General features: G+C 70.7%; 18 protein-coding genes. 7 read left to right on the forward strand and 11 right to left on the reverse strand.

Translation table 11 applies throughout. The features are described 5' to 3' along the window. The first annotated feature begins 18 nt into the window (after positions 1-18). A complete protein-coding gene (locus tag FM112_RS02890) occupies positions 19-1,881 on the forward strand; it encodes a pyruvate kinase (protein ID WP_217874402.1) in 1,863 nt (620 codons plus the stop codon). On the opposite strand, the gene FM112_RS02895 is transcribed toward FM112_RS02890, so the two are convergent. After that, positions 1,878-2,858 (reverse strand): heme o synthase, encoded by a 981-nt coding sequence (locus tag FM112_RS02895; protein ID WP_254910344.1) that lies wholly within the window; start codon positions 2,856-2,858, stop codon positions 1,878-1,880. The genes FM112_RS02890 and FM112_RS02895 overlap by 4 nt on opposite strands. A gap of 152 nt (positions 2,859-3,010) precedes the next feature. Between FM112_RS02895 and tkt the strand changes: the two genes are divergently transcribed. The 6 genes from tkt (at position 3,011) to pgl (ending at position 11,218) form a co-directional block, all read left to right on the forward strand. Continuing rightward, complete coding sequence (gene tkt / locus FM112_RS02900) at positions 3,011-5,107, forward strand: transketolase (protein ID WP_087003181.1); 2,097 nt, start codon at positions 3,011-3,013, stop codon at positions 5,105-5,107. Positions 5,108-5,149: 42 nt separating this feature from the next. Then, positions 5,150-6,259 carry a transaldolase gene (gene tal / locus FM112_RS02905; protein WP_087003184.1) on the forward strand — a complete coding sequence of 370 codons (1,110 nt, stop codon included), beginning with the start codon at positions 5,150-5,152 and terminating at the stop codon, positions 6,257-6,259. A gap of 21 nt (positions 6,260-6,280) precedes the next feature. Further along, complete coding sequence (locus FM112_RS02910) at positions 6,281-7,882, forward strand: hypothetical protein (protein ID WP_087003187.1); 1,602 nt, start codon at positions 6,281-6,283, stop codon at positions 7,880-7,882. 69 nt (positions 7,883-7,951) lie between these two features. Next, positions 7,952-9,493 (forward strand): glucose-6-phosphate dehydrogenase, encoded by a 1,542-nt coding sequence (gene zwf, locus FM112_RS02915; protein WP_087003190.1) that lies wholly within the window; start codon positions 7,952-7,954, stop codon positions 9,491-9,493. Then, entirely contained in the window at positions 9,490-10,443 is a 954-nt protein-coding gene (locus tag FM112_RS02920; protein ID WP_087003193.1) for a glucose-6-phosphate dehydrogenase assembly protein OpcA, read from the forward strand. The genes zwf and FM112_RS02920 overlap by 4 nt, the downstream gene beginning before the upstream one ends. Positions 10,444-10,456: 13 nt before the next feature. After that, the gene (gene pgl / locus FM112_RS02925; RefSeq protein WP_087003195.1) at positions 10,457-11,218 is read left to right on the forward strand and encodes a 6-phosphogluconolactonase; all 762 of its coding nucleotides are present in this window, start codon (positions 10,457-10,459) and stop codon (positions 11,216-11,218) included. A gap of 132 nt (positions 11,219-11,350) precedes the next feature. Here pgl and secG read toward each other — a convergent pair whose 3' ends face one another. The 10 genes from secG to FM112_RS02975 form a co-directional block, all read right to left on the reverse strand. Continuing rightward, on the reverse strand, positions 11,351-11,605 hold the full coding sequence (gene secG / locus FM112_RS02930) for a preprotein translocase subunit SecG (protein WP_087003198.1): 255 nt from the start codon (positions 11,603-11,605) through the stop codon (positions 11,351-11,353). Positions 11,606-11,692: 87 nt separating this feature from the next. Beyond that, a complete protein-coding gene (gene tpiA / locus FM112_RS02935) occupies positions 11,693-12,484 on the reverse strand; it encodes a triose-phosphate isomerase (protein ID WP_087003201.1) in 792 nt (263 codons plus the stop codon). Continuing rightward, positions 12,478-13,689 (reverse strand): phosphoglycerate kinase, encoded by a 1,212-nt coding sequence (gene pgk / locus FM112_RS02940; protein WP_087003204.1) that lies wholly within the window; start codon positions 13,687-13,689, stop codon positions 12,478-12,480. The genes tpiA and pgk overlap by 7 nt, the downstream gene beginning before the upstream one ends. A gap of 42 nt (positions 13,690-13,731) precedes the next feature. Beyond that, positions 13,732-14,736, reverse strand: coding sequence for a type I glyceraldehyde-3-phosphate dehydrogenase (gene gap / locus FM112_RS02945; protein WP_087003207.1), 1,005 nt, complete (start codon positions 14,734-14,736; stop codon positions 13,732-13,734). A gap of 155 nt (positions 14,737-14,891) precedes the next feature. Continuing rightward, positions 14,892-15,869 carry a DNA-binding protein WhiA gene (gene whiA, locus FM112_RS02950; protein WP_087003210.1) on the reverse strand — a complete coding sequence of 326 codons (978 nt, stop codon included), beginning with the start codon at positions 15,867-15,869 and terminating at the stop codon, positions 14,892-14,894. Between the two features lie 93 nt (positions 15,870-15,962). Beyond that, on the reverse strand, positions 15,963-16,865 hold the full coding sequence (rapZ, locus tag FM112_RS02955; protein WP_087003213.1) for an RNase adapter RapZ: 903 nt from the start codon (positions 16,863-16,865) through the stop codon (positions 15,963-15,965). 34 nt (positions 16,866-16,899) lie between these two features. After that, positions 16,900-18,765, reverse strand: coding sequence for an excinuclease ABC subunit UvrC (gene uvrC, locus FM112_RS02960; RefSeq protein WP_087003217.1), 1,866 nt, complete (start codon positions 18,763-18,765; stop codon positions 16,900-16,902). A gap of 2 nt (positions 18,766-18,767) precedes the next feature. Then, positions 18,768-21,650 carry an excinuclease ABC subunit UvrA gene (uvrA, locus tag FM112_RS02965; RefSeq protein WP_087003220.1) on the reverse strand — a complete coding sequence of 961 codons (2,883 nt, stop codon included), beginning with the start codon at positions 21,648-21,650 and terminating at the stop codon, positions 18,768-18,770. A 160-nt stretch (positions 21,651-21,810) separates the two neighbouring features. Beyond that, positions 21,811-23,886 (reverse strand): excinuclease ABC subunit UvrB, encoded by a 2,076-nt coding sequence (gene uvrB / locus FM112_RS02970; RefSeq protein ID WP_087003223.1) that lies wholly within the window; start codon positions 23,884-23,886, stop codon positions 21,811-21,813. Between the two features lie 35 nt (positions 23,887-23,921). Beyond that, positions 23,922-25,112: a hypothetical protein gene (locus tag FM112_RS02975; protein WP_140400550.1), complete on the reverse strand. Its 1,191-nt coding sequence runs from the start codon at positions 25,110-25,112 to the stop codon at positions 23,922-23,924. Positions 25,113-25,127 lie beyond the last annotated feature (15 nt).

Genomic DNA, 25,127 nt, shown 5'->3' on the forward strand with positions numbered 1-25,127 from the left:
GAACAGCTCGGAACCGCCGTGCACGACGCCGAAGCCCCCGTCCTCTCCCTGCAGGAGCTCGCGGAGGAGCTCCGGCTGCTGCTGCGCCGAGCCGAGCGGGCCGAGCGGCGCGCCGCGGCGCTCGTCGACGCCGTCCTGCCCGAGCATCGGGCGTCGGCGCGCAACCTCCTCCACTATCTCGCCGTGCGCGAGCATGATCTCCGGCCGCTGCAGCGATCGCTCTCCGCGTACGGCCTCTCGAGCCTCGGCCGGATGGAGTCGATCGTCCGCTCCTGGCTCCTCACCGTGCTCGAGACGGTCTCCGCCCTGGACGAGGGCCGCCGGCGCCGCGAGATCTGGGGGCCGCTCGACGGCGGCGGCCATGTGCTCGACCGCAACCGCGACGAGGTGCTCGGCCGGGCGCACTCTGCGGAGCGCTCGACGCGCATCATGGTCACCCTCCCCTCGGAGGCCGCCGCGGATGCGGCGCTCGTCCGACGGATGGGCGAGGCGGGCATGGACATAGCGAGGATCAACTGCGCCCACGACGACGAGCACGCGTGGGCCGCGATGATCGAGTCCGTGCGCTCGCTGCCGGGGAACGTGCTCGTGGCGATGGACCTCGGCGGGCCGAAGCTGCGCACGGGCCCGCTCGAGCCGGGGCCGCGGGTCGTGAAGGTCAAGCCCCGGCGCGACGCCGAGGGCCGCGTGGTCGAGCCCGCGCGGATCCGCCTCGTCGAGGAGGCCGGGTTCGACGCCGAGCGCGACCTGCAGGCCGAGCCGATCCGGGTGCCGGTGAGCGGGCTGGACGACGCGGCGCCCGACGAGGATGCGGAGCTGCGCTGCCGGGACGCGCGCGGGCGCAAGCGCCGCTTCCGCGTCGAGCGCTCGGAGGACGGCGGGATCGAGCTCGTCTCGGACCGCACGAGCTATCTCGCCACCGGCACCGTCCTACGGGGACGAGGCGCGGACGGCCCGGAGCTCGTCGTGGGCGGGCTCCCGTCGGTGCGCGAGCACCTGCTCGTGCGCCCCGGCGACGAGATCACGCTCCTGCGGAGCCTCGATCCCCAGCCCGCGAGCCGCACAGGGCCCCACCGGATCGGCTGCACGCTCGATCGCGTCTTCGACGACGCTCGGCCCGGCGAGCGGCTCCTCTTCGACGACGGCAAGATCGCCGGCCGCATCGCCCGCGTCTCCTCGACCGCGATCGAGGCGACGGTGGAGCGGGCCGCGCCGGACGGGACCAAGCTCCGCGCGGAGAAGGGGATCAACCTGCCGGACACCGAGCTGCGCGTCGCCGCACTCACCGACGAGGACCGGAGCCACCTCCCGTTCGTCGCCGAGCACGCGGACACCGCGAACCTGTCCTTCGTCCGCTCCCACGAGGACGTCGCCGAGCTCATCGACGAGCTCGAGACGCTCGGCGCTCGGCAGATCGGCATCACGCTGAAGATCGAGACCGAGCGGGCGGTGGCCTCGCTCCCCCGAATGCTGCTCGAGGCGATGCGCTGGGGCGGGGTGGGCGTCATGATCGCCCGTGGCGACCTCGCCGTCGAGCTCGGCTTCGAGCGCCTGGCCGAAGTGCAGGAGGAGATCCTGTGGCTCTGCGAGGCCGCGCACGTCCCGGTCATCTGGGCCACGCAGGTGCTCGACACCCTGGCCAAGACCGGCCTGCCCTCTCGCGCCGAGGTCACGGACGCGGCCATGGGGCGCCGCGCCGAGGCGGTCATGCTCAACAAGGGCCCCTATATCGTCGAGGCCATCGAGGCGCTCGACTCGATCCTCGGCCGCATGGGAGGGCACATCTCCAAGAAGCGCGCCCTGCTGAGCCCGCTGGACACCTTCGACCTCGACGGGCTCGAGGGCCAGGCGCCGGTCGGTCCCGACGAGCCGTTCCGCTAGTAGGGCAGCAGCGGCAGATACAGCAGCGGGTCGAGCCCGACGCCGAGGAACACGAGCGTGAGATACGTGATCGACAGGTGGAAGACGCGCATCGGCTTGGCCTCCCCGTTGTTCGTGACCACGTTGTAGTAGAGCCGGTGGGCCTCGATCACGAACCAGGCCCCCGAGCCCAGCGCCGCGACCACGTAGACCCAGCCCATGGGCGCGATGGGGACGAGCAGGAGACTCGCGATCACGGTCGCCCACGCGTAGATCACCGACTGCAGCGCGACCGCGCCCTCGCCCATGGTCACCGAGAGCATGGGCACCTCGGCCTTCTCATAGTCCTCGGCGTACTTGACCGACAGCGGCCAGTAGTGGGCCGGGGTCCACAAGAAGATGATGAGGAAGAGGATCAGCGGCTCCCACGAGAGGCTGTTGGTCACCGCGGCCCAGCCGATCAGCACGGGCATGCAACCCGCGATGCCGCCCCAGACGATGTTCTGATCCGTGCGGCGCTTCAGCACGATGGTGTAGAAGACCGCGTACAGCAGGATGGCCGCCACCGCGAGGCCCGAGGTCAGCGGATTCGCGACGAACCAGAGCAGCGCCGCGGAGCCGATGCCGAGCAGCCAGCCGAAGACGAGCGCCTCGCGCCCGGAGACCTCGCCCGTGACCAGCGGCCGGTTCTCGGTCCGGCGCATGAGCCGGTCGATGTCGCGGTCGATGTAGCAGTTGAAGACGTTCGCGCTGGCGGCCGCCATGGCACCGCCCAGCAGCACGCCCAGGGCGAGCCACGGGGAGAAGAGGCCTCGCGCTGCCAGGAACATGGTCGGGAGGGTCGTCACGAGCAGCAGCTCGATGATTCTCGGCTTCGTGAGCGAGATGTACGCGGAGATCTTGCGCCGCGCTCGAGAGGCCCGCACCGCCTCGGCGTCCGCGGCGGCCGATACCGTCCCGCCAGCCTGAGAAGCACCCGTCATTTCGTGGATCGACACCGTCACCATTCCTAATCGACTTAACCTTATTAAGTCTATCGCGAAAGTCCTGTCATATCAGGTCAAGAATCGTCGTAGAGCGCCATGCTGAGTTGTAGTCTGTTTCGACGTGCCGCACGGCCGTCAACGCAAGCCCGTCAAAGGAGTCGTCAGTGACTGAATTCGAATGGACCGACCTCGACCAGCGCGCCGCCGACACGGCGCGCCTGCTCGCCGCGGACGCGGTCGAGAAGGCGAAGGGAGGCCATCCGGGCACCGCAATGAGCCTGGCGCCGGTCGCGACCTACTTCTATCAGCACGCGATGCGCCTCGACCCGAAGGACCCGAAGTGGATCGGCCGCGACCGCTTCATCCTCTCGAACGGCCACAGCTCGCTCACCCAGTACACGCAGCTCTTCCTCGGCGGCTTCGGGCTCGAGCTCGAGGACCTGCAGCACATCCGCTCCTGGGGCTACCCCACCGCCGGGCACCCCGAGTACGGGCACGTCGACCACGTCGAGATGACGACCGGGCCGCTGGGCCAGGGGCTCGCCTCCGCGGTCGGCTTCGCCTATTCGCAGCGCTTCGAGCGAGGCCTCTTCGACCCGGAGGCGCCGGAGGGCGAGAGCCCCTTCGACCACCACGTCTTCGTCATTACCGGCGACGGCTGCCTGCAGGAGGGCGTCACCTCGGAGGCCTCCTCCCTCGCGGGCCACCAGCAGCTCGGCAACCTCGTCGTGATCTACGACTCGAACCAGATCTCGATCGAGGACGACACGGACATCGCCTTCACCGAGGACGTCGCCGAGCGCTACGAGGCGTACGGCTGGGACGTCCGCACGGTCGACTGGGTGCCCGGCGGCACCGAGGTCCAGGAGGACGTGCCGGCGCTCGCCGCCGCGGTGGAGGCCGCCAAGGCCGAGACGGGCAAGCCCTCGCTGATCATCCTCAAGAACCTCATCGCCTACCCGGCCCCCACCGCGCAGAACACGGGCGCCTCGCACGGCGCCGCCCTCGGCGCCGACGAGATCCGCGCCACCAAGGAGCTCCTCGGCTTCGACCCCGACCGCGACTTCATCGTCGAGGACGAGGTGCTCGAATACACGCGGGGGCTCGCCGACCGCAACCGCGCCGCGCGGGATGCGTGGCAGGAGTCCTTCGACGCGTGGGCCGCGCGCGAGCCCGAGCGCAAGGCGCTCTTCGACCGCCTCCAGGCGGGCGAGCTCCCCGAGGGCATCGAGGAGTCGCTGCCCGGCTTCGAGGGCGTCGAGAAGGTGTCGACGCGCAAGGCCTCCGGCAAGACCATCAACGCGCTCGCGCAGCGGCTGCCCGAGCTCTGGGGCGGATCCGCGGACCTCGCCGGCTCGAACAACACCACCATCGAGGGCGCGAAGTCCTTCGTCCCCGCCGAGCACTCGACGGGCGCCTGGCAGGGCGACCCGTACGGCCGCGTCCTGCACTTCGGCATCCGCGAGCACGCGATGGCCGCCATCATCAACGGCATCACGCTCGCCGGCAGCACCCGCGCCTTCGGCGGCACCTTCCTCATCTTCTCCGACTACATGCGGCCGGCCCTGCGCCTGGCGGCGCTCATGAACATCCCCTCGATCTTCGTGTGGACCCACGACTCGCTCGCCCTCGGCGGCGACGGCCCCACCCACCAGCCGGTCGAGACCCTCACCACGCTCCGCGCCATCCCGAACTTCAGCGTGGTGCGCCCCGCCGACGCCGCCGAGACCGCGCAGGCCTGGCTCGAGACGCTGCGCCGCCATGGCGGCCCGACCGGCCTCGTCTTCTCCCGGCAGGACCTGCCGGTGCTCGACCGCGGCGCGGGCGTGGCCTCGGGCGACGAGCTCGCCACCGCCGAGCTCACCTCGCGCGGCGCGTACGTGCTCGCCGAGGCGCGCAGCGGCGAGCCGGAGCTCATCATCCTCGCGACGGGCTCCGAGGTGAAGCTCGCCCTCGCCGCGCGCGAGACCCTCGAGGCCGACGGCGTTGCGACGCGCGTCGTCTCGGTGCCGAGCCAGGAGTGGTTCGCCGAGCAGCCCGCGGAGTACCGCGAGCAGGTGCTCCCCTCCGGCGTCACCGCCCGCGTCGCCGTCGAGGCGGGGCTCTCCCTCACGTGGGCGCCCTTCCTCGGCGTGCGCGGCCGCGCCGTCTCGGTCGAGGACTTCGGCGCCTCGGCGGACGGCGACGAGCTGCTCGAGCGCTACGGGATCACCGCGGAGGCCGTCGTGGCCGCCGCCCGCGAGTCGCTCTCGGCCGGCTAGCACCGACCTTCCACACTTCATCCGGACCTGCAAGGAGTCTCCATGTCCAACCAGAACACCGCGGCGCTCGCCGCATCCGGAGTCAGCATCTGGCTCGACGACCTCTCCCGCGAACGCCTCGACAGCGGTTCGCTCGAGACGCTGCTCGACGAGCGCGATGTCACCGGCGTCACCACCAACCCCAGCATCTTCGCGGCCGCGCTGAAGAACGGCGAGGCCTACTCGGAGCAGGTCGCCGAGCTCGCCCGATCCGGCGCCTCCGTGGACGAGGCCATCCTCGAGATCACCACCGAGGACGTGCGCCGGGCCTGCGATCTCCTCCGCCCGCTCTACGACCGCACCCAGGGCGTCGACGGCCGCGTGTCCATCGAGGTCTCGCCGTTCCTCGCGAACGACACCGAGGCGACCATCGCCGAGGCGAAGCTCCTCTCGGAGAAGGTCGGCCGCGAGAACGCGATGATCAAGATCCCCGCGACCGAGGCCGGGCTGCCCGCGATCACCGAGGTCATCGCCTCCGGCATCTCGGTCAACGTCACCCTGATCTTCTCGCTCCCCCGCTACCGCGAGGTCATCAACGCCTACTTCACCGGCCTCGAGCAGGCCATCGAACGCGGCAACGACATCGCGAAGATCCACTCCGTGGCCTCGTTCTTCGTGTCCCGCGTGGACGTCGAGATCGACAAGCGCCTCGACGCGATCGGCGGCGAGGAGGCCAAGGCGGTCCGCAGCCAGGCCGGCGTCGCGAACGCCCGCCTCGCCTACCAGGTCTTCGAGGAGCTGTTCGACTCCGAGCGCGCGAAGACCCTGCGCAACGCCGGCGCCCGCCTGCAGCGCCCGCTCTGGGCCTCGACCGGCGTCAAGGACCCCTCGCTGCCCGACACGCTGTACGTCGTCGAGCTCGTGGCGCGCGACGTCGTGAACACGATGCCGGAGAAGACCCTCGAGGCCGTGGCCGACCACGGCGAGATCCGCGGCGATTCGGTCTCGGGGACCCACCACGACGCGAACCGGCTCCTCGACGCGATCGACGCGCTCGGCATCTCCTACGCCGAGGTCACCCAGCAGCTCGAGGACGAGGGCGTCGAGAAGTTCAACGACGCCTGGAGCCAGCTGCGGGCCACCGTGCAGGGACAGCTCGAGCAGGCTCGCTGAGCCGGGAGTGAGGAAACCGTCATGACGATCAAAGTCTCCACCGCGGGCAGCGCCACCGAGGCCGCCAAGCGCCATCTCGACCGCCTCGTGGAACAGCGCTTCGCGAGCCGGCTCTTCGCCGGGGACCACACGCTCTGGGGTCCCGCGGCCGAGGACGAGTCCTCGAAGCGCCTCGGCTGGACGAAGGCGGCCGAGGTCTCGGCGCCCCTCGTCCCCGAGGTGCTCGCCCTCAAGCAGCGGTTCGACGAGCAGGGCGTGGACCGCATCGTGCTGTGCGGCATGGGCGGCTCCTCGCTCGCGCCCGAGGTGATGACCCGCACCGCAGGCGTCGAGCTCGAGGTGCTGGACGCGACCAACCCGGCGCAGGTCGCCGCGGTCGTGGGCACCGGCATCGAGCGCACCGCGATCGTGGTCTCCTCGAAGTCGGGCTCCACCGTCGAGACCGACTCCCAGCGCCGCGCCTTCGTCGCCGCCTTCGAGCAGGCCGGCGTCGACCCGGCCGAGCGCATCGTCGTCGTCACCGACCCGGGTTCGCCGCTCGAGGAGGCCTCCAGGGCCGCGGGCTACTCGGTGTTCCTCGCCGACCCGTCCGTCGGCGGCCGGTTCTCGGCGCTCACGGCGTTCGGGCTCGTCCCGGCCGGCCTCGCCGGACTGGACCTCGAGGCTTTCCTCGACTCCGCCGCCTCGGTGACCGGAGAGCTCGCCGAGGACTCGGCCGACAACCCGGGCCTCCTGCTCGGCGCCGCGATCGCCGGTGGGGAGCCGATCAAGACCTTCCTCGGCGTGGTGGCCGACGGCACCGGCATCGTCGGCTTCGGCGACTGGGCCGAGCAGCTCATCGCCGAGTCCACGGGCAAGGAGGGCAAGGGCCTCCTGCCCGTGGTGCTGTCGGGGGACGCGCCGGAGATCGGCCTGCCGATCCCGGATCTGCAGATCGTCCGTCTCGTCGGCGACGCCGCCGAGACTCCCGCCGTCGGCGATGAGATCGCCGTCTCCGGCGGGCTCGGCGAGCAGATGCTGCTCTGGGAGGTGGCGGTCTCGGTCGCCGGCGCCATCATCGGCATCAACCCCTTCGATCAGCCGGACGTCGAGTCCGCGAAGGCCGCCGCGCGCACCCTGCTGGACGCCACGCCCGAGCCGGAGCCGGCCTCCTTCGAGGCCGGTCTGATCGCCGTGCGCGGCACCGACTCGGTGGTCGAGGGCCAGTCCACCGTCGCGGGCGCCATCGAGGCGCTGCTCTCCCGGCTCCCCGAGAACGGCTACGTCTGCGTGCAGGCCTACGCCGACCGGCTCGGCCTGCCCGAGCTCGCCGAGGTCCGCGACCTGCTCGCCCACCGGGCGCGCCGCCCGGTCACCTTCGGCTGGGGGCCGCGCTTCCTGCACTCCACCGGCCAGTTCCACAAGGGCGGGCCCAGGGTCGGCGCGTTCCTGCAGATCACCACGGACGAGGCCGAGGACGTCGAGATCGCCGAGCGGCCGTTCACCTTCGGCCAGCTCATCCAGGCCCAGGCCGCGGGCGACGCGTCCGTCCTGGAGGGGCACGGCATGCCGGTGCTCCGGCTCGAGCTGCGCGAGCCCGCCGACGGGGCCGCCCAGCTCCTCGCTACACTGCGTAGCATCTAATCGATCCACATCACCCGCCGCGGGGTGGGAGCGCACCGCTCCCACCCCGCGGACTGTGAAGGGAAACCTTTGACTCCAGTCAACATTGCCCCCGGTTCGAACCCGCTGCGCCCGGCGGGCGAACGTCGGCTCGAGCCGATCGCGGGGCCATCGAGCCTCGTCTTCTTCGGCGTGACGGGCGACCTCAGCCGGAAGAAGCTCCTCCCCGCGGTCTACGACCTCGCCAATCGCGGGCTGCTCTCCCCCTCCTTCGGCCTCGTCGGCTTCGGCCGCCGCGAGTGGTCGCACGAGGAGTTCCGCGCGTTCGTGCGCGAGAACGCGAAGAAGCATGCCCGCACCGAATGGAGCGAGGACGTCTGGCGCCAGCTCAGCGCGGGCATCCGCTTCGTCTCCGGACAGTTCGACGACGACGAGGCGTTCGACCAGCTCCGCGACACCCTCTCCGCGCTCGAGCAGGACCAGGGCACCCGGGGCAACCACGCGTTCTACCTCTCGATCCCGCCGCGCGACTTCCCCATCGTCACGGATCAGCTGCGCCGGTCGGGGCTCGCCAACGAATCCGAGCGGTCCTGGCGGCGCGTCATCATCGAGAAGCCGTTCGGCCACGACCTCGAGTCCGCGCGCGAGCTCAACGACATCGTCGAGTCGGTCTTCCCGAGCGATTCGATCTTCCGCATCGACCACTACCTGGGCAAGGAGACGGTGCAGAACATCCTCGCCCTCCGCTTCGCCAACACGATGTACGAGCCGCTGTGGAACGCCAACTGGGTCGACCACGTGCAGATCACGATGGCCGAGGACATCGGCGTGTCGGGCCGGGCCGGCTACTACGACGGCGTGGGCGCTGCGCGCGACGTCATCCAGAACCACCTCCTGCAGCTGCTCGCGCTGACCGCGATGGAGGAGCCCCTCACCTTCGGAGCCCGCGACCTCCGCGCGGAGAAGGAGAAGGTGCTCGCCGCGGTCCGCCTCGGCGACGACCTCGCCGCCACCACGGCCCGCGGCCAGTACTCGAGCGGATGGCAGGGCGGCGAGGAGGTTCGCGGATTCCTCGAGGAGGAGGGTATGAACCCCGAGTCCACCACCGAGACCTACGCCGCGCTCCGCCTCGAGATCGACAACCGCCGGTGGATGGGCGTGCCCTTCTACCTCCGCGCCGGCAAGCGCCTGGGCAGGCGGGTCACCGAGATCGCGATCACGTTCAAGGACGCGCCGCGCTATCTCTTCGCCCCCGCCGAGCGCGCCTCGCTGGGCCCGAACGCGCTCGTCATCCGCGTCCAGCCGGACGAGGGGGTCACCATGCGCTTCGGCGCGAAGGTGCCCGGCGTGGGCATGCGCGTCCGCGACGTCACGATGGACATGGGCTACGGCCACGCCTTCACCGAGTCGAGCCCGGAGGCCTACGAGCGGCTCATCCTCGACGTGCTGCTCGGCGACCCGCCCCTGTTCCCCCGCCATGAGGAGGTGGAGCTCTCCTGGCGCATCCTCGATCCCGTCGAGGAGTACTGGGCCTCCACCGGGGCGCCCGAGCCCTACAAGCCGGGCTCCTGGGGGCCCGAATCCGCCCACGAACTGCTCCGCCGCGACGGCCGTACCTGGAGGCGCCCGTGATCACCAAACTGCACAACACGACCACATCCGAGGTCGCCCGCGAGCTCGTCCGGCTCCGCGAGGAGGGCGGGGCGGTGGCCCTCGGCCGCGTGCTCACCCTGGTGCTCGTCTCCGGCGAGAACCTGAACGAGGAGGCCATCCGGGCGGCGAACACCGCCTCGGGCGAGCACCCGATGCGCGTCATCGTGCTGCACGCCTACCCCGAGTCCGGCGAGGCCCGCATCGACGCGGAGATCCGCATCGGCTCCGATGCGGGGGCGAGCGAGGTCGTCATCCTCCACGCCCGCGGCCAGGCGGCGAACGACCCCGAGACCCTCGTGCAGGCCCTGCTGCTGCCGGACGCCCCGGTGGTCGCCTGGTGGCCCGGCAACGAGTGCTCCTCGCCCTTCGCATCCCCGATCGGCCGGATCGCCCAGCTGCGCATCGTGGACACGCACGAGGATCCCGACGGCCTGCAGTCCGTGAAGCGGCTCATCGCGGGCTACCACGACGGCGATACCAACCTCGCGTGGACCAGGCTCACCCGCTGGCGCGCCCAGCTCGCGGCGGTCCTGGACCAGCCTCCGTACGAGGCCGTGCTCAAGGCCGAGGTCGTCTCGAGCCGCGTCTCCACCGGAGCGCTGCTCATGGCCGCCTGGCTGCGGCACTACCTGGACGTGCCCGTGGAGCTCTCGCTCCACTCGGACGCGCGCCCCGGCAACCTGCGTACCGTTCGCCTCGTCCGCGAGTCCGGCATCGTCGAGCTCGAGCGCATCGCCTTCGAGAACGCGCGACTCCGGCAGACCGGACAGCCGGATCAGATCGTGCCGCTGATGCTGCGCGACCGCTACGAGGTGCTCGCCGAGGAGCTGCGCTCGCTCGCGCACGACCCCGTCTACGCGACCGCCCTGCTCGAGGGCGTTCCGGCCCTCGACCTCGACTCGCTCGCGGAACTGCACGCGGCGGGCTGAGCGGAGGGACGTCATGGAATTCACGAACGCCCGGCTGGTCGAGGCCCCCTCGGCCGAGGAGCTCGACCGCCGGTTCGCCGAGGAGGTCGCCGACTACGTGCAGGAGCGCATCGCCGCCGCCGGCACCGTCCACCTGGCGGTATCGGGCGGCTCGCTCGCCGAGCGCGCGCTCCCCCGCGTCATCGCCGCGGCCAACGAGCGCGGCATCGACTGGTCGAACGTGCACATCTGGTTCGCGGACGAGCGCTTCTCCCCGCGCGGCAGCATCGATCGCAACGCGACGCTCGTCGTCGCGGCCGGACGCGAGGCCGCCGGCTTCCGCCCCGAGCACCTCCACATCACGGAGGCGAGCGACTCCGGCATCTCCCTGGACGAGGTCGCCGAGCGCTATGCGGAGCAGCTGCGGACGTACGTGGGCGCCCAGCACTCCGGCCGCGTACCGCAGCTCGACCTCGTGCTGCTGGGGATGGGGCCGGACGGGCACACCGCCTCCCTCTTCCCCGGCCTGCCCGGCGTGCGGGCCGAGGAGGAGCTCGTGATCGCCGTCCGCGACTCCCCCAAGCCGCCCGCCGAGCGGGTGAGCCTGACCCTGCCGGTGCTCGCCGCGAGCCGCCGCTGCTGGCTCTACGCGACCGGCGAGAACAAGCGCGAGGCCCTCGCCTTGGCCCGCAGCGGCACCGCCACGCGCGAGGAGTCCCCCGTCGGCGCGATCCGCGCGGCCGAGGAGGTCGCGATCTTCGCCGACGCCGCCGCGCTGGGCACGGCCTCGGGCTGAGCCCCCGAGCCGCGCGGAACACTGCCCAGCGCGAACCACTGCCCAGCGCGAACCACTGCTCAGGGCGAACACGGAGCGGCCCGGACGATGGCGATCGTCCGGGCCGCTCCCGTTCGCGTCGTGCACGCCCCGCTAGATGCCGGGCGTCTGGAACTTCATGAGGATGCCCATGAAGACGATCGCGAGACCCCAGATGACCAGCGTCCAGGTCGTCATCCGGTTGAGGTTCTTCTCGGCCACGCCGGACGACGAGGCGTTCGACGTGACGCCGCCGCCGAACATGTCGCTCAGCCCGCCGCCCTTACCGCGGTGCAGCAGGATGAACAGGATGAGCAGGAGGCTCGAGATGGCGAGCACCACCTGCAGGATGACGAGGAGGATGTCCACGGGGACCTTTCGACGGGTCGGGGTTGAGCGGAGGACGGCGGGGCCGGAGTCCGGCCCCGCCCCGAGTATAGGCGATCGGGTCGTTCCCTACACGCCGACGTGCGAGCGGTAGCGGATGATGGAGGAGAAATCCTCCACGCTCAGGCTCGCGCCGCCGACGAGCGCGCCGTCGATGTCCGGTTCGCGCATGATGCTCGCGACGTTGCCGGGCTTCACCGAGCCGCCGTAGAGGATGCGGACGTTCGCGGCCGCCTCCTCGCCGAGCAGCTCCGAGACCGCGCGCCGGATCGAGGCGCAGACCTCCTGCGCCTGCTCGCTCGTCGCGACCTCGCCGGTCCCGATGGCCCAGACCGGCTCGTAGGCGATGACCACCTCGGCGCCGGCCTGCACATCGGCCAGACCCGCCTTGAGCTGCTCGACCGATACGCTCGCGGGGTCCTCGAGCGATTCCCGCTGCTCGAGGCTCTCGCCGACGCACAGCACCGGCACGAGCCCGTGCCGCACCGCGGCGTTCACCTTGGCGCGGCAGACCTCGTCGGTCTCGTCGTGCAGCGTGCGGCGCTCGGAGTGCCCGACGAGCACGTACTTGGCGCCCAGCTGCGCGAGGAACTCGCCGGAGACGTCGCCGGTGTAGGCGCCCGAGTCGTGCTGCGAGAGATCCTGCGCGCCGTAGCCGAGCTTGAGCTTGTCGGCGTCGACGATGGTCTGCACGCTGCGGATGTCGGTGAACGGCGGGAAGACCGCGGCCTCGACCTCTTCGTAGTCGTGGCCCGCGTCCTTGAGCGTCCAGGCGAGCTTCTGCACGAAGGCGATCGCCTGGAGATGATTGAAATTCATCTTCCAGTTGCCCGCCATGAGCGGCGTGCGAGTGGTTACCATCCGAGTACCTCCAGTCCGGGCAGGCGCTTCCCCTCGATGAGTTCGAGGCTGGCCCCGCCGCCGGTTGACACGTGTCCGAATTCGTCGTCGGCGAAGCCGAGCGTGCGGATCGCCGCGGCCGAGTCCCCGCCGCCCACGACCGAGAGCCCGTCCACCGCGGTGAGCGCCTGGGCGATCGCCGCGGTGCCGGAGGCGAAGGCGGGGAACTCGAACACGCCCATCGGCCCGTTCCAGAACACCGTCCTCGACGTGCGGATCGCCTCCGCGTACGCGCGTTCGGCCTCGGGCCCGATGTCGAGGCCGATGCCCTCCGCCCCGAAGGAGGAGGACTCGATGGCATCCGCCGGCACGACCTCGTGGGCCGCATCCGCGGCGAACCGGTCCGCCACCACGACGTCGGCCGGCAGCAGCAGCTCGACGCCGCGCTCCTCGGCCTCGGCGAGGTATCCCCGGACCGCCTCGATCTGCTCCGATTCCAGCAGCGAGCTCGCCACCGCGTGGCCCTGCGCCGCCAGGAACGTGAAGAGCATCCCGCCGCCGACCACGAGCCGGTCGACGCGCGGCAGCAGGTTGCTGATGACGCCGAGCTTGTCGGAGACCTTGGAGCCGCCGAGCACCACGGTGAACGGCTGCTCCGGGTTGTCGACGACGCGCCCCAGCTTCTCGACCTCGGTGGCGACGAGCGCCCCCGCCGCGGAGGGCAGCAGCTGCGCCAGCTCGTAGACCGAGGCCTGCTTGCGGTGCACGACGCCGAAGCCGTCCGAGACGAAGGCGTCGCCGAACTGGGCGAGCCGCTCGGCGAAGGCGCGCCGTTCGGCGTCGTCCTTGCTCGTCTCCCCCGGGTTGAAGCGGAGGTTCTCGAGGACGACCAGCTCGCCGTCCTCGAGCGACGCCACCGCCTCGCGGGCGCTCTCGCCCACGGTGTCCGCGGCGAGGACGACGTCCTTCTCGAGCAGCTGCCCGAGACGCTCGGCCGCGGGCGCCAGCGAGAACTCCGGGTTCGGCTCGCCCTTGGGCCTGCCGAGATGCGAGATCACGACGACCTTGGCGCCCTGATCGAGCAGCGCGCGGAGCGTCGGCAGCGAGGCGCGGGCGCGGCCGTCATCGGTGATCTCGCCGTCGCTGAGCGGCATGTTGAGATCGCAGCGGACGATGACGCGCTTGCCGGCGAGATCGCCGAGCGAGTCGAGGGTGCGCAGTGGCATGGTGTGCTCCTCCTGGTATGGGCCGTGGCGGGAACCGCGGGCTCAGATGCGATCGGCGATGTACGAGGTGAGGTCCATGAGCCGCTCCGTGTAGCCCCACTCGTTGTCGTACCAGGACGAGATCTTCACCAGCTGCCCCTGGACCCGGGTGAGCGGCGCGTCGAAGATCGAGGAATGGTTCTCGCCGATGATGTCGCGCGAGACGATCGGGTCCTCGTTGTACTTGAGGATGCCCTTGAACTCGCCCTCGGCGGCCTCGCGGAAGACCGTGTTGACCTCGTCCACCGTGAGCTCGCGCTCGGTCTGCACGGTGAGGTCGGTGATCGAGCCGGTCTCGACGGGCACGCGCAGCGCGAAGCCGTCGAGGCGGCCCGCGAGCTCGGGCAGCACGAGCGAGACGGCCTTGGCCGCCCCGGTGCTCGTGGGCACGATGCTCAGCGCGGCGGCGCGCGCGCGGCGCAGGTCCTTGTGGGGCGAGTCCTGCAGGCGCTGGTCCGCGGTGTAGGCGTGCACGGTGGTCATGAGGCCGGAGACGATGCCGAAGCGGTCGTTGAAGACCTTGGCGATCGGCGCGAGGCAGTTGGTGGTGCACGAGGCGTTCGAGACGACGTGGTCGGTCTCGGGGTTGTAGTCGGTGTGGTTCACGCCGTAGACGAAGGTGGGCGCGGGGCCCTTGGCCGGCGCGGAGAGCAGCACCTTCTTGGCGCCGGCCGTGCGGTGCGCCTCGGCCTTCGCCGGGTCGTTGAAGCGGCCGGTGCACTCGAGCACGATCTCGACGCCGAGGTCCGCCCACGGCAGCTTGGCGGGGTCCGGCTCCGAGAGCGCGTGGACCTGGTGCTCGTCCACGTAGATGTTCTCGTCGTCGTAGGTGACCCGGTTGGGCAGGACGCCGGAGGTCGAGTCGTACTTCAGGAGGTGCGCGAGGGTCTGGTTGTCCGTCAGATCGTTGATGGCGACCAGTTCGAGGTTCGGATGGCTGCCGTCCAGCAGCGCGCGGGCGTAGCTGCGTCCGATGCGGCCGAAGCCGTTGATGGCGATCTTCGTCAAGGGTGACTCCTTTTATGAAGTGCGATTGCGAACAGAACCGGGACGGCTCAATCGCAAGAGTTTCCTCTGCGTCCACCGTACTCGGCGCAGATCACGGGCTCGCTCAGATTTCGCCGAGTGCGCGCCCCGCGCGGAGGCGTCCGCGGCCGGGTCCGCTAGTCGAGCTCCTCATGCTCCGCCACGCCCTCCGCGGTGCCGGGGATGCCCTGCTCGCCCGCCTGCCGATCGGCGAGCGAGAGGAGCCTTCGCACCCGACCCGCGACCGCGTCCTTGGTCATCGGCGGGTCCGCGCGCTGACCGAGCTCGTCCAGCGAGGCCTCGCGGTACTTGAGCCGGAGCTCCCCCGCGTAGCGCAGGTGCTCGGGCACGTCGTCCCCGAGGATCTCGAAGGCCCGCTCGACGCGTGCGCAGGCGGTCACCGCGGCCTGCGCGGAACGGCGCAGGTTCGCGTCGTCGAAGTTGACGAGCCGGTTGGCTGTGGCGCGGGTCTCCTTCCGCTGCCGCTGCTGCTCCCACTCCGCCAGCACCTGCTTCGCGCCGATCGCGGCGAGCATCGCGTTGATGGCGTCGACATCGCGGACGATGACGCGGTTCACGCCGCGCACCTCGCGCGCCTTCGCCTCGATCCCGAGCCGGCCGCCGGCGCCCACGAGCGCCATCGCCGTCTCGCGGTTGGGGCAGGCCACCTCGAGCGAGGCGGACCGACCCGGGTCGGAGAGCGTTCCGCTCGCCATGAAGGCCCCCCGCCAGATCGCGGCGAGGATGTCGGCGCGGCCGAGCGCCAGCTTGTTCGGGATGCCGCGCACGATCCGGCCGCGGCTGTCCATCAGCCCGGTCTGCCGGGCGAGGGTGTCGCCCTGCTCGAGCACGCGCACGAAGTAGCTCATCTGGCCCGGCTTCGCGGCCGAGGCCCTGCCCAGCCGCGCGCGGATCCCGTAGAGGGCGCCGATCTCGCGCCCGAGCCGCAGCGCCAGCTGCTCGCTGTCGAGCTCCGCCTCGATGATGTAGCGGTGCGAGATCATCTGCAGCGCGCCTGCGAAGCGCAGGATGCTCGAAACCTGAGCGGCCCGGGCCTGGTTCGACCCCGGACTGACCCCTACGATCTCTTGCTTGACCTGCGCGGTGAGCGACAATTTTCCTCCATAACCGGGGCCTTGGACGGGCCCGTCGAACCGTTGAACTGCACGTGCCGCCCGTCGCGGCGATCGCGGGCGGAGAAGACGATGCTACTCGCGACCGAGGTCGCGGTGGCGCACCGAGACCGCGATGTCCTCCCGGCCGCGGAGCTGATTGGCGATCTGCTCGGTCATGGCGACCGAGCGGTGCTTGCCGCCCGTGCACCCGATCGCGATGAGGGCGTGGCGCTTGTTCTCGCGCAGGTACCCCTCCACCACGGGCTCGAGCATGCCGAGGAAGTGCTCGACGAACTCCTCCGCGCCGGGCTGCGCCAGGACGTAGTCGCTCACGCGCTTGTCGCGTCCGTTGAAGGGGCGCAGCTCGGGGTTCCAGAAGGGATTGGGCAGGAAGCGCATGTCGAGGACGATGTCGGCGTCGGTGGGGGTCCCGTACTTGAAGCCGAAGCTCATGACCGTGAGCTGCAGCCGCTGGTGGTCCGGCTCGCCGAACCGCTCGGTCACGCGCTGGCTCAGCTGGTGAACGTTGAGCTCGGAGGTGTCGAACACGACGTCGGCGAGGCTGCGGATCTCGCGGACCCGGTCCCGCTCGTGGGCGATGGCCTCGGTGATCGTGCCGTCCTGCTGCAGCGGGTGCGGGCGGCGCGACTGCTCGTAGCGCCGGATGAGGGATTCGTCGGTCGCGTCGAGGAACAGGACCTGCACGTCGTAGGTCTTCCGGAGCTCGTCGAGGAAGCCGTCGAACTGCTCGAGGAGGCGGCCGCCGCGGATGTCGATGGCCACCGCGAGCTTGGGCAGCGAATCGCGCGCCTTGCCGGCGACCTCGATGAGCGGGCGGATCATCTGCGGCGGCAGGTTGTCGACGACGAACCAGTCGAGGTCCTCGAACGCCTTGCACGCGGTCGACCTGCCGGCGCCCGACATGCCGGTCACGATGACGAGCTGCTGGCGCTCGCCCTCCTCCAACGGACCGGGCCCCTCATTCGACACGTGCATGCTCACTCCTGATCCTCACGAACGGATTCCTAGCCTAGCCACTCTTCGTGCCGATGGCGCGCACGATCGCCTCGGCCGTCTCCGCCCCGATGCCCGGCACCTCGAGCAGCTCCTCCGGCGACGCCGCCCGCAGCCGCTTGACCGATCCGAACTCGCGCAGGAGCGTCTTGATGCGCGCCGGGCCCACCCCCGGGATCTCGGCGAGCTGCGTCTGGATGTCGCGCCGGCGGGATCTGCGCTGCGCGCTGATCGCGAACCGGTGCGCCTCGTCGCGGAGCCGCTGCACGAGGAAGAGCGCCTCGGAGGTGCGCGGCAGGATCACCGGGAACGGGTCGTCCGGCAGCCACAGCTCCTCGAGCCGCTTCGCGATGCCCGCGACGGCGATCTCCGTCGCGCCCGAGTCCCGCAGCGCCCTGGCCGCGGCCGCCACCTGCGGCTCGCCGCCGTCGATGAGCAGCAGCTGGGGGCGGTAGGCGAAGCGCCGCTTGCGCTCCTCGCCCTCCTCCGGCTCCTCGTCCTCGTCCAGCCGCGCGAGGCGGCGCATGAGCGTCTGGTAGATCGAGTCCGTGTCGTCCCTCGACTCGGCGATGTTGAAGCGGCGGTAGTCGCGCTTCTTCGGCAGGCCGTCCTCGAAGACCACCATCGACGCGACGATGCCGCTGCCCTGCAGGTGCGAGACGTCGTAGCACTCGATGCGCAGCGGCGCCTCCTCGAGGCCGAGCGCGTCGCGGAGGTCGTTGAGCGCGTCGGAGCGCGCCACGTAGTCGGCCGTCCGCCGCAGCTTGTACTGGCGCAGCGACTCCATCGCGTTCACCCCGGCGGTCCGCAGCAGCTCCGCCTTGGGGCCGCGCTGCGCCGTGCGGACGCGCACGCGACCGCCCCGGATCTCGCCCAGCACCTCGCCGAGCGCCTCCGCGTCCTCGGGCAGCCGCGGCACGATCACCTCGGGCGGCGGCTCGTGCCGCTGCTCGCCGTAGACCTCCTGCAGCGCCTGCTGCACGAGCGTGGTCGAGGCGACGTCGAGCTCCTTGTCGAGCACCCAGCCGCGGACCCCGCGCACGCGGCCGCCGCGGACCATGAAGACCTGGACCGCGGCCGAGAGCTCGTCCTCGTAGAGGCCGAAGAGGTCCGTGTCGGCGGAGTTCGGGAGCACCACGGCCGACTTCTCCAGCAGCGTCTCGAGCGCCTGGATGCGGTCGCGCATCCGCGCCGCGTCCTCGAAGCGGAGCTCGGCCGAGGCGCGCGCCATCTCCTCCTGCCAGCCGTCGGCGATCGATCGGTCGTAGGTGTCCATGAAGTGGACGAAGTCCTCGACGATGCGACGGTGCTCCTCGATGCTCACCCGCTGGGAGCAGGGGCCGGCGCACTTGCCGATCTGGCTCGCGAAGCAGGGCTTGCCCGAGTCCATCGCGCGCCGATAGTTCGAGTCGTTGCACGTGCGGATCGGGAAGATCTGCATCATCAGCGAGACCGCCTCGTTCACGGCCCACACCTTCGGGAAGGGGCCGAAGTACTTGGCGCCGCGGATCCTCGTATTGCGCGAGACCATGACCCGCGGCGCCTCGTCCCCGAGCGTGACGACCATGTACGGATAGGACTTGTCGTCCTTGAGCCGGACGTTGTAGGGCGGCGAGTACTCCTGGATCAGCGCGTACTCGAGCTGCAGCGCCTCGCGCTCGGTGTTCACCACCGTCCAGGCGACGTCCACCGCGCTCGTCACCATGCGGCGCGTGCGCTCGTGCAGGGTCTCGAGCGGCGCGAAGTAGTTGCTCAGCCGCATCCGCAGATTCTTCGCCTTGCCGACGTAGAGGATGCGCCCGCCGGAGTCGAGCCAGCGGTAGACGCCCGGAGCGGCCGGGATGTCCCCGCGCTTCGGGCGCCAGTCGAGGTAGGTGCCCACCGCTACCTCGCCGCCGCGAGGTCTGCGGCCCGGACCGATGCGCCTCCGCTCCCCTCGCCCGCGAGGATCTCGCGGAGGAACTCGCCGGTCGCGCTCTCGGGCACCTTCGCGACCTGCTCGGGCGTGCCGGTGGCGACCACGGTGCCGCCGCCCGAGCCGCCCTCCGGCCCCATGTCGATGACCCAGTCGGCGCATTTGATGACGTCGAGGTTGTGCTCGATCACGATCACCGAGTTCCCCTTCTCGACCAGTCCGTCCAACACGAGCAGCAGCTTGCGCACATCCTCGAAGTGCAGCCCGGTGGTGGGCTCGTCGAGCACGTAGATCGTGCGGCCGTTGGAGCGCTTCTGCAGTTCCGTGGCGAGCTTCACCCGCTGCGCCTCGCCGCCCGACAGCGTGGTCGCGGACTGCCCGAGGCGGACGTAGCCGAGGCCCACGTCCACGAGCGTCGCCAGGTAGCGGTGGATGGCCGTGATCGGCTCGAAGAACTCCGAGGCCTCCGCGATCGGCATCTCGAGCACGTCCGCGATGGTCTTGCCCTTGTAGTGCACCTGCAGGGTCTCGCGGTTGTAGCGCTTGCCGTCGCAGACCTCGCACTTGACGTAGACGTCGGGCAGGAAGTTCATCTCGATCTTGATGGTCCCGTCGCCGCGGCACTCCTCGCAGCGGCCGCCCTTCACGTTGAAGGAGAACCGGCCGGCCTGGTAGCCGCGCACCTTCGCCTCGGGGGTTTCGGCGAAGAGCGTGCGGATGCGGTCGAACACGCCCGTGTAGGTCGCGGGGTTCGACCTCGGCGTACGGCCGATCGGCGCCTGGTCCACGTGCACGACCTTGTCGAGGTGCTCGACCCCCGTGATGCGCGTGTGCTTGCCGGAGACGCCGCGCGCGCCGTTCAGCCTGTTCGCGAGCGTGCGCTCGAGCACGTCGTTGACGAGGGAGGACTTGCCCGAGCCCGAGATGCCGGTGACCGCCGTCATGACGCCGAGCGGGAAGTCGACGGTCACGTTCTTGAGGTTGTTCTCGCGCGCGCCGACCACCGTGAGCTTGCGCTTCCTGTCGAGCTTGCGCCGCTTCGCCGGCGTCTCGATCCGGCGGCGCCCGGCCAGGTAGTCGCCGGTGATCGAGGCCGTGTTGGCCAGCAGCCCCTCGTAATCGCCGGAGTGGACCACCTCGCCGCCGTGCTCGCCCGCGCCGGGGCCGATGTCGACGAGCCAGTCCGCGGTGCGGATGGTGTCCTCGTCGTGCTCGACGACGATGAGCGTGTTGCCGAGATCGCGCAGCTCCTCGAGCGTCTTGATGAGGCGCCGGTTATCGCGCTGGTGCAGGCCGATCGAGGGCTCGTCGAGCACGTAGAGCACCCCGGTCAGACCGGCGCCGATCTGCGTCGCCAGCCGGATGCGCTGCGCCTCGCCGCCCGAGAGGCTGCCGGCCGAGCGCGCGAGGGTGAGGTAGTTGAGGCCGACCTGCGTGAGGAAGGAGAGTCTGGCCCGCAGCTCGCGGAGCACCTGCGCGGCGACCTCCGCCTCGCGCGGCGTGAGCTCGATCGCGTCGAAGAACGCCTTGCTCTCCTCGAGGGAGAGGAAGGTGACGTCCGCGATCGAGCGCTCGTTCACCGTGACGGCGAGCACCTCGGGGCGGAGGCGGGTGCCGCCGCAGGTCTTGCACGGCACGTCGCGGAGGTACTGCTCCCAGCGCTCGCGCTTGGCGTCGCTCTCGGCCTCGGCGTACTGCCGCTCGATGTAGGGCACCACGCCCTCGAACCCCGAGGAGTAGGTCACCTGGCGGCCGAACCGGTTGCGGTACCGCACCCGGACCTGGTGGTCCTTGCCGTGCAGCAGCGCCTCCTGCACCGCCTTCGGCAGCTTCCGCCACGGGGTGTCGAGCGAGAACCCGAGCTCCTCGGAGAGCGCGACGAGCAGCCGCTCGTAGTACTGGTAGAGCGACTTGCCCTGCGTGGACCACGGCAGGATCACGCCGCCGTTGATCGAGGCCTCGGGGTCGCCGATCATCAGGTCCTCGTCGACCGCCATCCGGATGCCGAGGCCGTCGCAGGTGGGGCAGGCGCCGAAGGGCGCGTTGAACGAGAACGTGCGCGGCTCGATCTCGTTGAGCTCGAGCGGATGCTGGTTCGGGCACGAGAGCTGCTCGGAGAACGTCCGGAACTCCTCGTCGCCCTCGCGGTCGACGAACTGGACCACGAGTCGGCCGTTCGCGAGCCCCAGCGCGGTCTCCACCGAGTCGGTGAGGCGCCCGAGCAGATCCTCGTTCGCCACGAGGCGGTCGACGATCACCGCGATGTCGTGCTTATAGGACTTCTTGAGCTTCGGCGGGCTGCTGAGCTGGATGCGCTCGCCGTCGACGAGCGCGCGGGCGAAGCCCTGCTGCGACAGCGAGGAGAACAGGTCGACGAACTCGCCCTTCTTCTGCTGCACGACGGGGGCGAGGAGCTGGAAGCGCGTGCCCTCCGGCAGCGTCATCAGCTCGTCGGCGATCTGCTGCACCGTGGACGACTCGATGCGCTCGCCGCAGACCGGGCAGTGGGGGATGCCGATGCGCGCCCACAGCAGACGCATGTAGTCGTAGATCTCGGTGATGGTGCCCACCGTCGAGCGCGGGTTGCGGTTCGTCGACTTCTGATCGATCGACACGGCCGGGCTGAGCCCTTCGATGAAGTCCACGTCGGGCCGGTCGACCTGGCCGAGGAACTGCCTCGCGTAGGCCGAGAGCGACTCGACGTAGCGGCGCTGCCCCTCCGCGAAGATCGTGTCGAACGCGAGGGAGGACTTCCCGGATCCGGAGAGCCCCGTGAACACCACGAGCCTGTCTCGCGGGATCTCGAGGTCGACGTTCTTGAGGTTGTGCACGCGCGCGTGCTTCACCCGCATGGTCGCCTGACCGGCGGGGAGGTTCGACTGGGTGTTCGAAGCGGACAGGGCGTTCGAGGATTGCAAGCTCACCCGATCAAGGGTACTCCTCCCCCACGACTTCGGGCACGCCGCTCTCGGGGAGCGAACAGACCATCGAACGCGGCGGCGCCCGCATCCGCTACCCGCCGCCCACGTGGCCGGCCGAGTGCATGGCTCGCAGGTCCTTCTTCAGATCGGCGAGCTCGTCCCGCAGCCGCGCGGCGAGCTCGAACTTCAGCTCCGCCGCGGCCGCGAGCATCTGCTCGTCGAGATCGGCGATGAGCGCCTCGATGGCGGCCGCGCCCTCGCCCGCGATGCCTTCCTTGCGGAGGTAGGGCGCGGCTTTGCGCCTGCCCTCCTCGGGCCGGTCCCCGAGCAGCTCCCGGGTGTCCTGGCCCTCGCGCATGAGCACCTCGGTGATGTCGTTGATCTTCTTGCGCAGCGGCTGCGGGTCGATCCCGTGCTCGGTGTTGTACGCGATCTGCTTCTCCCGGCGGCGCTCGGTCTCGTCGATCGCGAAGCGCATCGCGGCGGTGATCTTGTCGGCGTACATGTGCACCTGGCCGGAGACGTTGCGCGCGGCGCGCCCGATGGTCTGGATGAGCGAGGTCGAGGAGCGCAGGAACCCCTCCTTGTCGGCGTCGAGGATGGCCACGAGCGAGACCTCCGGGAGGTCGAGCCCCTCCCGCAGCAGGTTGATGCCGACGAGGACGTCGTAGACCCCGGCGCGCAGCTCGCTGAGCAGCTCCACGCGCTTGAGCGTGTCGACATCCGAGTGGAGATAGCGCACGCGCACGCCGTGCTCGCCGAGGAACTCCGTGAGGTCCTCGGCCATGCGCTTCGTGAGCGTGGTGACGAGGACCCGCTCCTGCTTCTCGACGCGGGTGCGCACCTCCTCGAGGAGGTCGTCGATCTGCCCCTTGGTGGGCTTGACCACGATCTCCGGGTCCACGAGGCCGGTGGGGCGGATGATCTGCTCGACCACGCCGTCGGCCTGCGCGAGCTCGTACTTGCCGGGCGTGGCCGAGAGGTAGACCGTCTGACCGATGCGGTCGCGGAACTCGTTCCAGGTCAGCGGCCGGTTGTCGAGCGCCGAGGGCAGCCGGAACCCGTGGTCGACGAGCGTCCGCTTGCGGGACGCATCGCCCTCGTACATGGCGCCGATCTGCGGCACCGTCACGTGCGACTCGTCGATGACGAGGAGGAAGTCGTCCGGGAAGTAGTCGAGCAGGCAGTGCGGCGGGTCCCCCGGCTTCCGGCCGTCGATGTGCATCGAGTAGTTCTCGATGCCGGAGCAGAAGCCGAGCTGCTCCATCATCTCGAGGTCGAAGGTGGTGCGCATCTCCAGCCGCTGCGCCTCGAGCAGCTTGTTCTCCGATCGCAGCTGGTCGAGGCGCCACCGGAGCTCCTCTCGGATGTCCGCCATGGCCCGGTGCATGACGTCCTGACTCGCGACGTAGTGCGAGGCCGGGAACACGCTCACGGACTCCGACTCGCGCACCACGTCCCCGGTGAGCGGGTTGAGCATCGAGATGGCGTCGACCTCGTCGCCGAAGAACTCGATGCGCACCGCGAGCTCCTCGTAGACCGGGATGATCTCGATCGTGTCGCCGCGCACCCGGAACGTGCCGCGCTCGAAGGCCACGTCGTTGCGCGAGTACTGCATCGCGACGAAGCGGCGGATGAGGTCCTCGCGCGAGATGAGGTCGCCCACGTGCAGGGCCACCATCGAGTCGTAGTACTCCTCGGGCTTGCCCAGGCCGTAGATGCAGGACACCGTCGAGACGACCACGGCGTCGCGGCGCGAGAGCAGGGAGTTCGTGGTCGAGTAGCGCAGCCGCTCGACCTCGTCGTTCACGGAGGAGTCCTTCTCGATGAAGGTGTCCGTCTGCGGCACGTAGGCCTCGGGCTGGTAGTAGTCGTAGTACGAGACGAAGTACTCGACGGCATTGTTCGGCAGCAGCTGGCGGAACTCGTTCGCGAGCTGGGCCGCCAGCGTCTTGTTGTGCGCCATCACGAGCGTGGGCCGCTGCACCTGCTCGATGAGCCACGCCGTGGTGGCGGATTTGCCGGTGCCCGTCGCGCCGAGGAGCACCACGTCGGTCTCCCCCGCGTTGATGCGCTTCGCGAGCTCCGCGATCGCTTGCGGCTGGTCGCCCGCCGGCTGATACTCACTGACGACCTCGAACGGTCGCACGATGCGCGTAGGTTCCATTGCTCCAGCCTAGGCCGCCGCAGCGGGTCGCAGGCTCAGCCGCGGCTCGGAATCAGGATCCGGTCCGGCAGCGCCTCGCCGTCCTCGCGCTGGCCCGAGACGACCAGGTAGCCGTCCATCACCGCGAGGTGGGATGCGGAGCTCACGTCCAGGTGCGCGGTGCGGTTGCCGGCGGCGTCGACGAGCCGCGGCTCGCCGCCCTCCTCGGCGTGGAGGATCACGAACGCGCCGCCGTCCGCGGAGACCGCCCAGACGCCGTCGGCCCGTCCCGGGGCCGGCCCGTCGCGGAGCACGGTCGCGCCGTCCTCGTCCCGATGCGCCGCCACGGCGCCCTCGACATCGACGGCGAGCGGTCCCCGCTGCTCGAGATCGGCGAGCGGGAAGTGCACGCCGCCGGCGGGCTGCGGGGCGTGCATGTGCTCCAGAGGGCCGAGATCGACGCCCGAGAAGTCGAAGGCCCGCGGCGGCGCATCCTCTTCGCGGTAGTCGAGGGCGTAGCCGTCGGCGGCCCAGACGATCCCCTCGACGCGGCCGCCCAGGGCGCCGAGCGCGCTCGACTCCCCCGAGGACTGCGTGTCGAGCACGACGAATCGGTCGGCGCCCTCGCAGCCGATCACCGTGCCGATGAGCGCGCACTCGTCGGTCGCCGAGATCGGCGCGTCCCACTCCGCCTCGCGATCGCGCAGCGCGAGGATCCTGTGGTTCCCCGAGACCAGCTCGATCCGCACGAAGTCCGTCTCGCCGATCGAGCCGAGCGGGGCGCCCTCCACGAGCGCGTCGCCGCCCTCGGGGTACAGGTCGGCGGTCTCCCCCGTAGCGGGATCGACCCGGATCACGCGGTCCTCGCCCGTGCGGTATGCGGGGCTCGTGACGAGTGCGAGCCCGCCCTCGACCGAGCCCGGGGCGCAGTGCAGTCCGGGCAGCTCCCAGCGCTGCTCGCCGGTGAGCAGGTCGAGCCCGATCACGGCGCCCTCGTCCGCGCCGGCGTGCGAGCCGATCAGCGCGACGTCCCCGGCGATGCCGCACACGCGCTCGTACTCGCTCGCGGCCTGCCACTCCTCCTCGACCCCCGTCGCGTAGCCGGGGTCGAGCCAGGCGCCGTCCGCTCCGACGGGCTGGTAGGCGGGAGGGGCCTGCTGCTCGGGGCCGGCGCAGCCCGCCAGGACCGCGCCGAGGCAGAGCAGCGCCGTCGAACGGGCCATCCGGACCGGGGTGCTGTGGGGCATGGGGCTCGCGCTTTC

Source organism: Gulosibacter sp. 10, from assembly GCF_900163695.1.
Taxonomy (GTDB): Bacteria; Actinomycetota; Actinomycetes; order Actinomycetales; family Microbacteriaceae; genus Gulosibacter.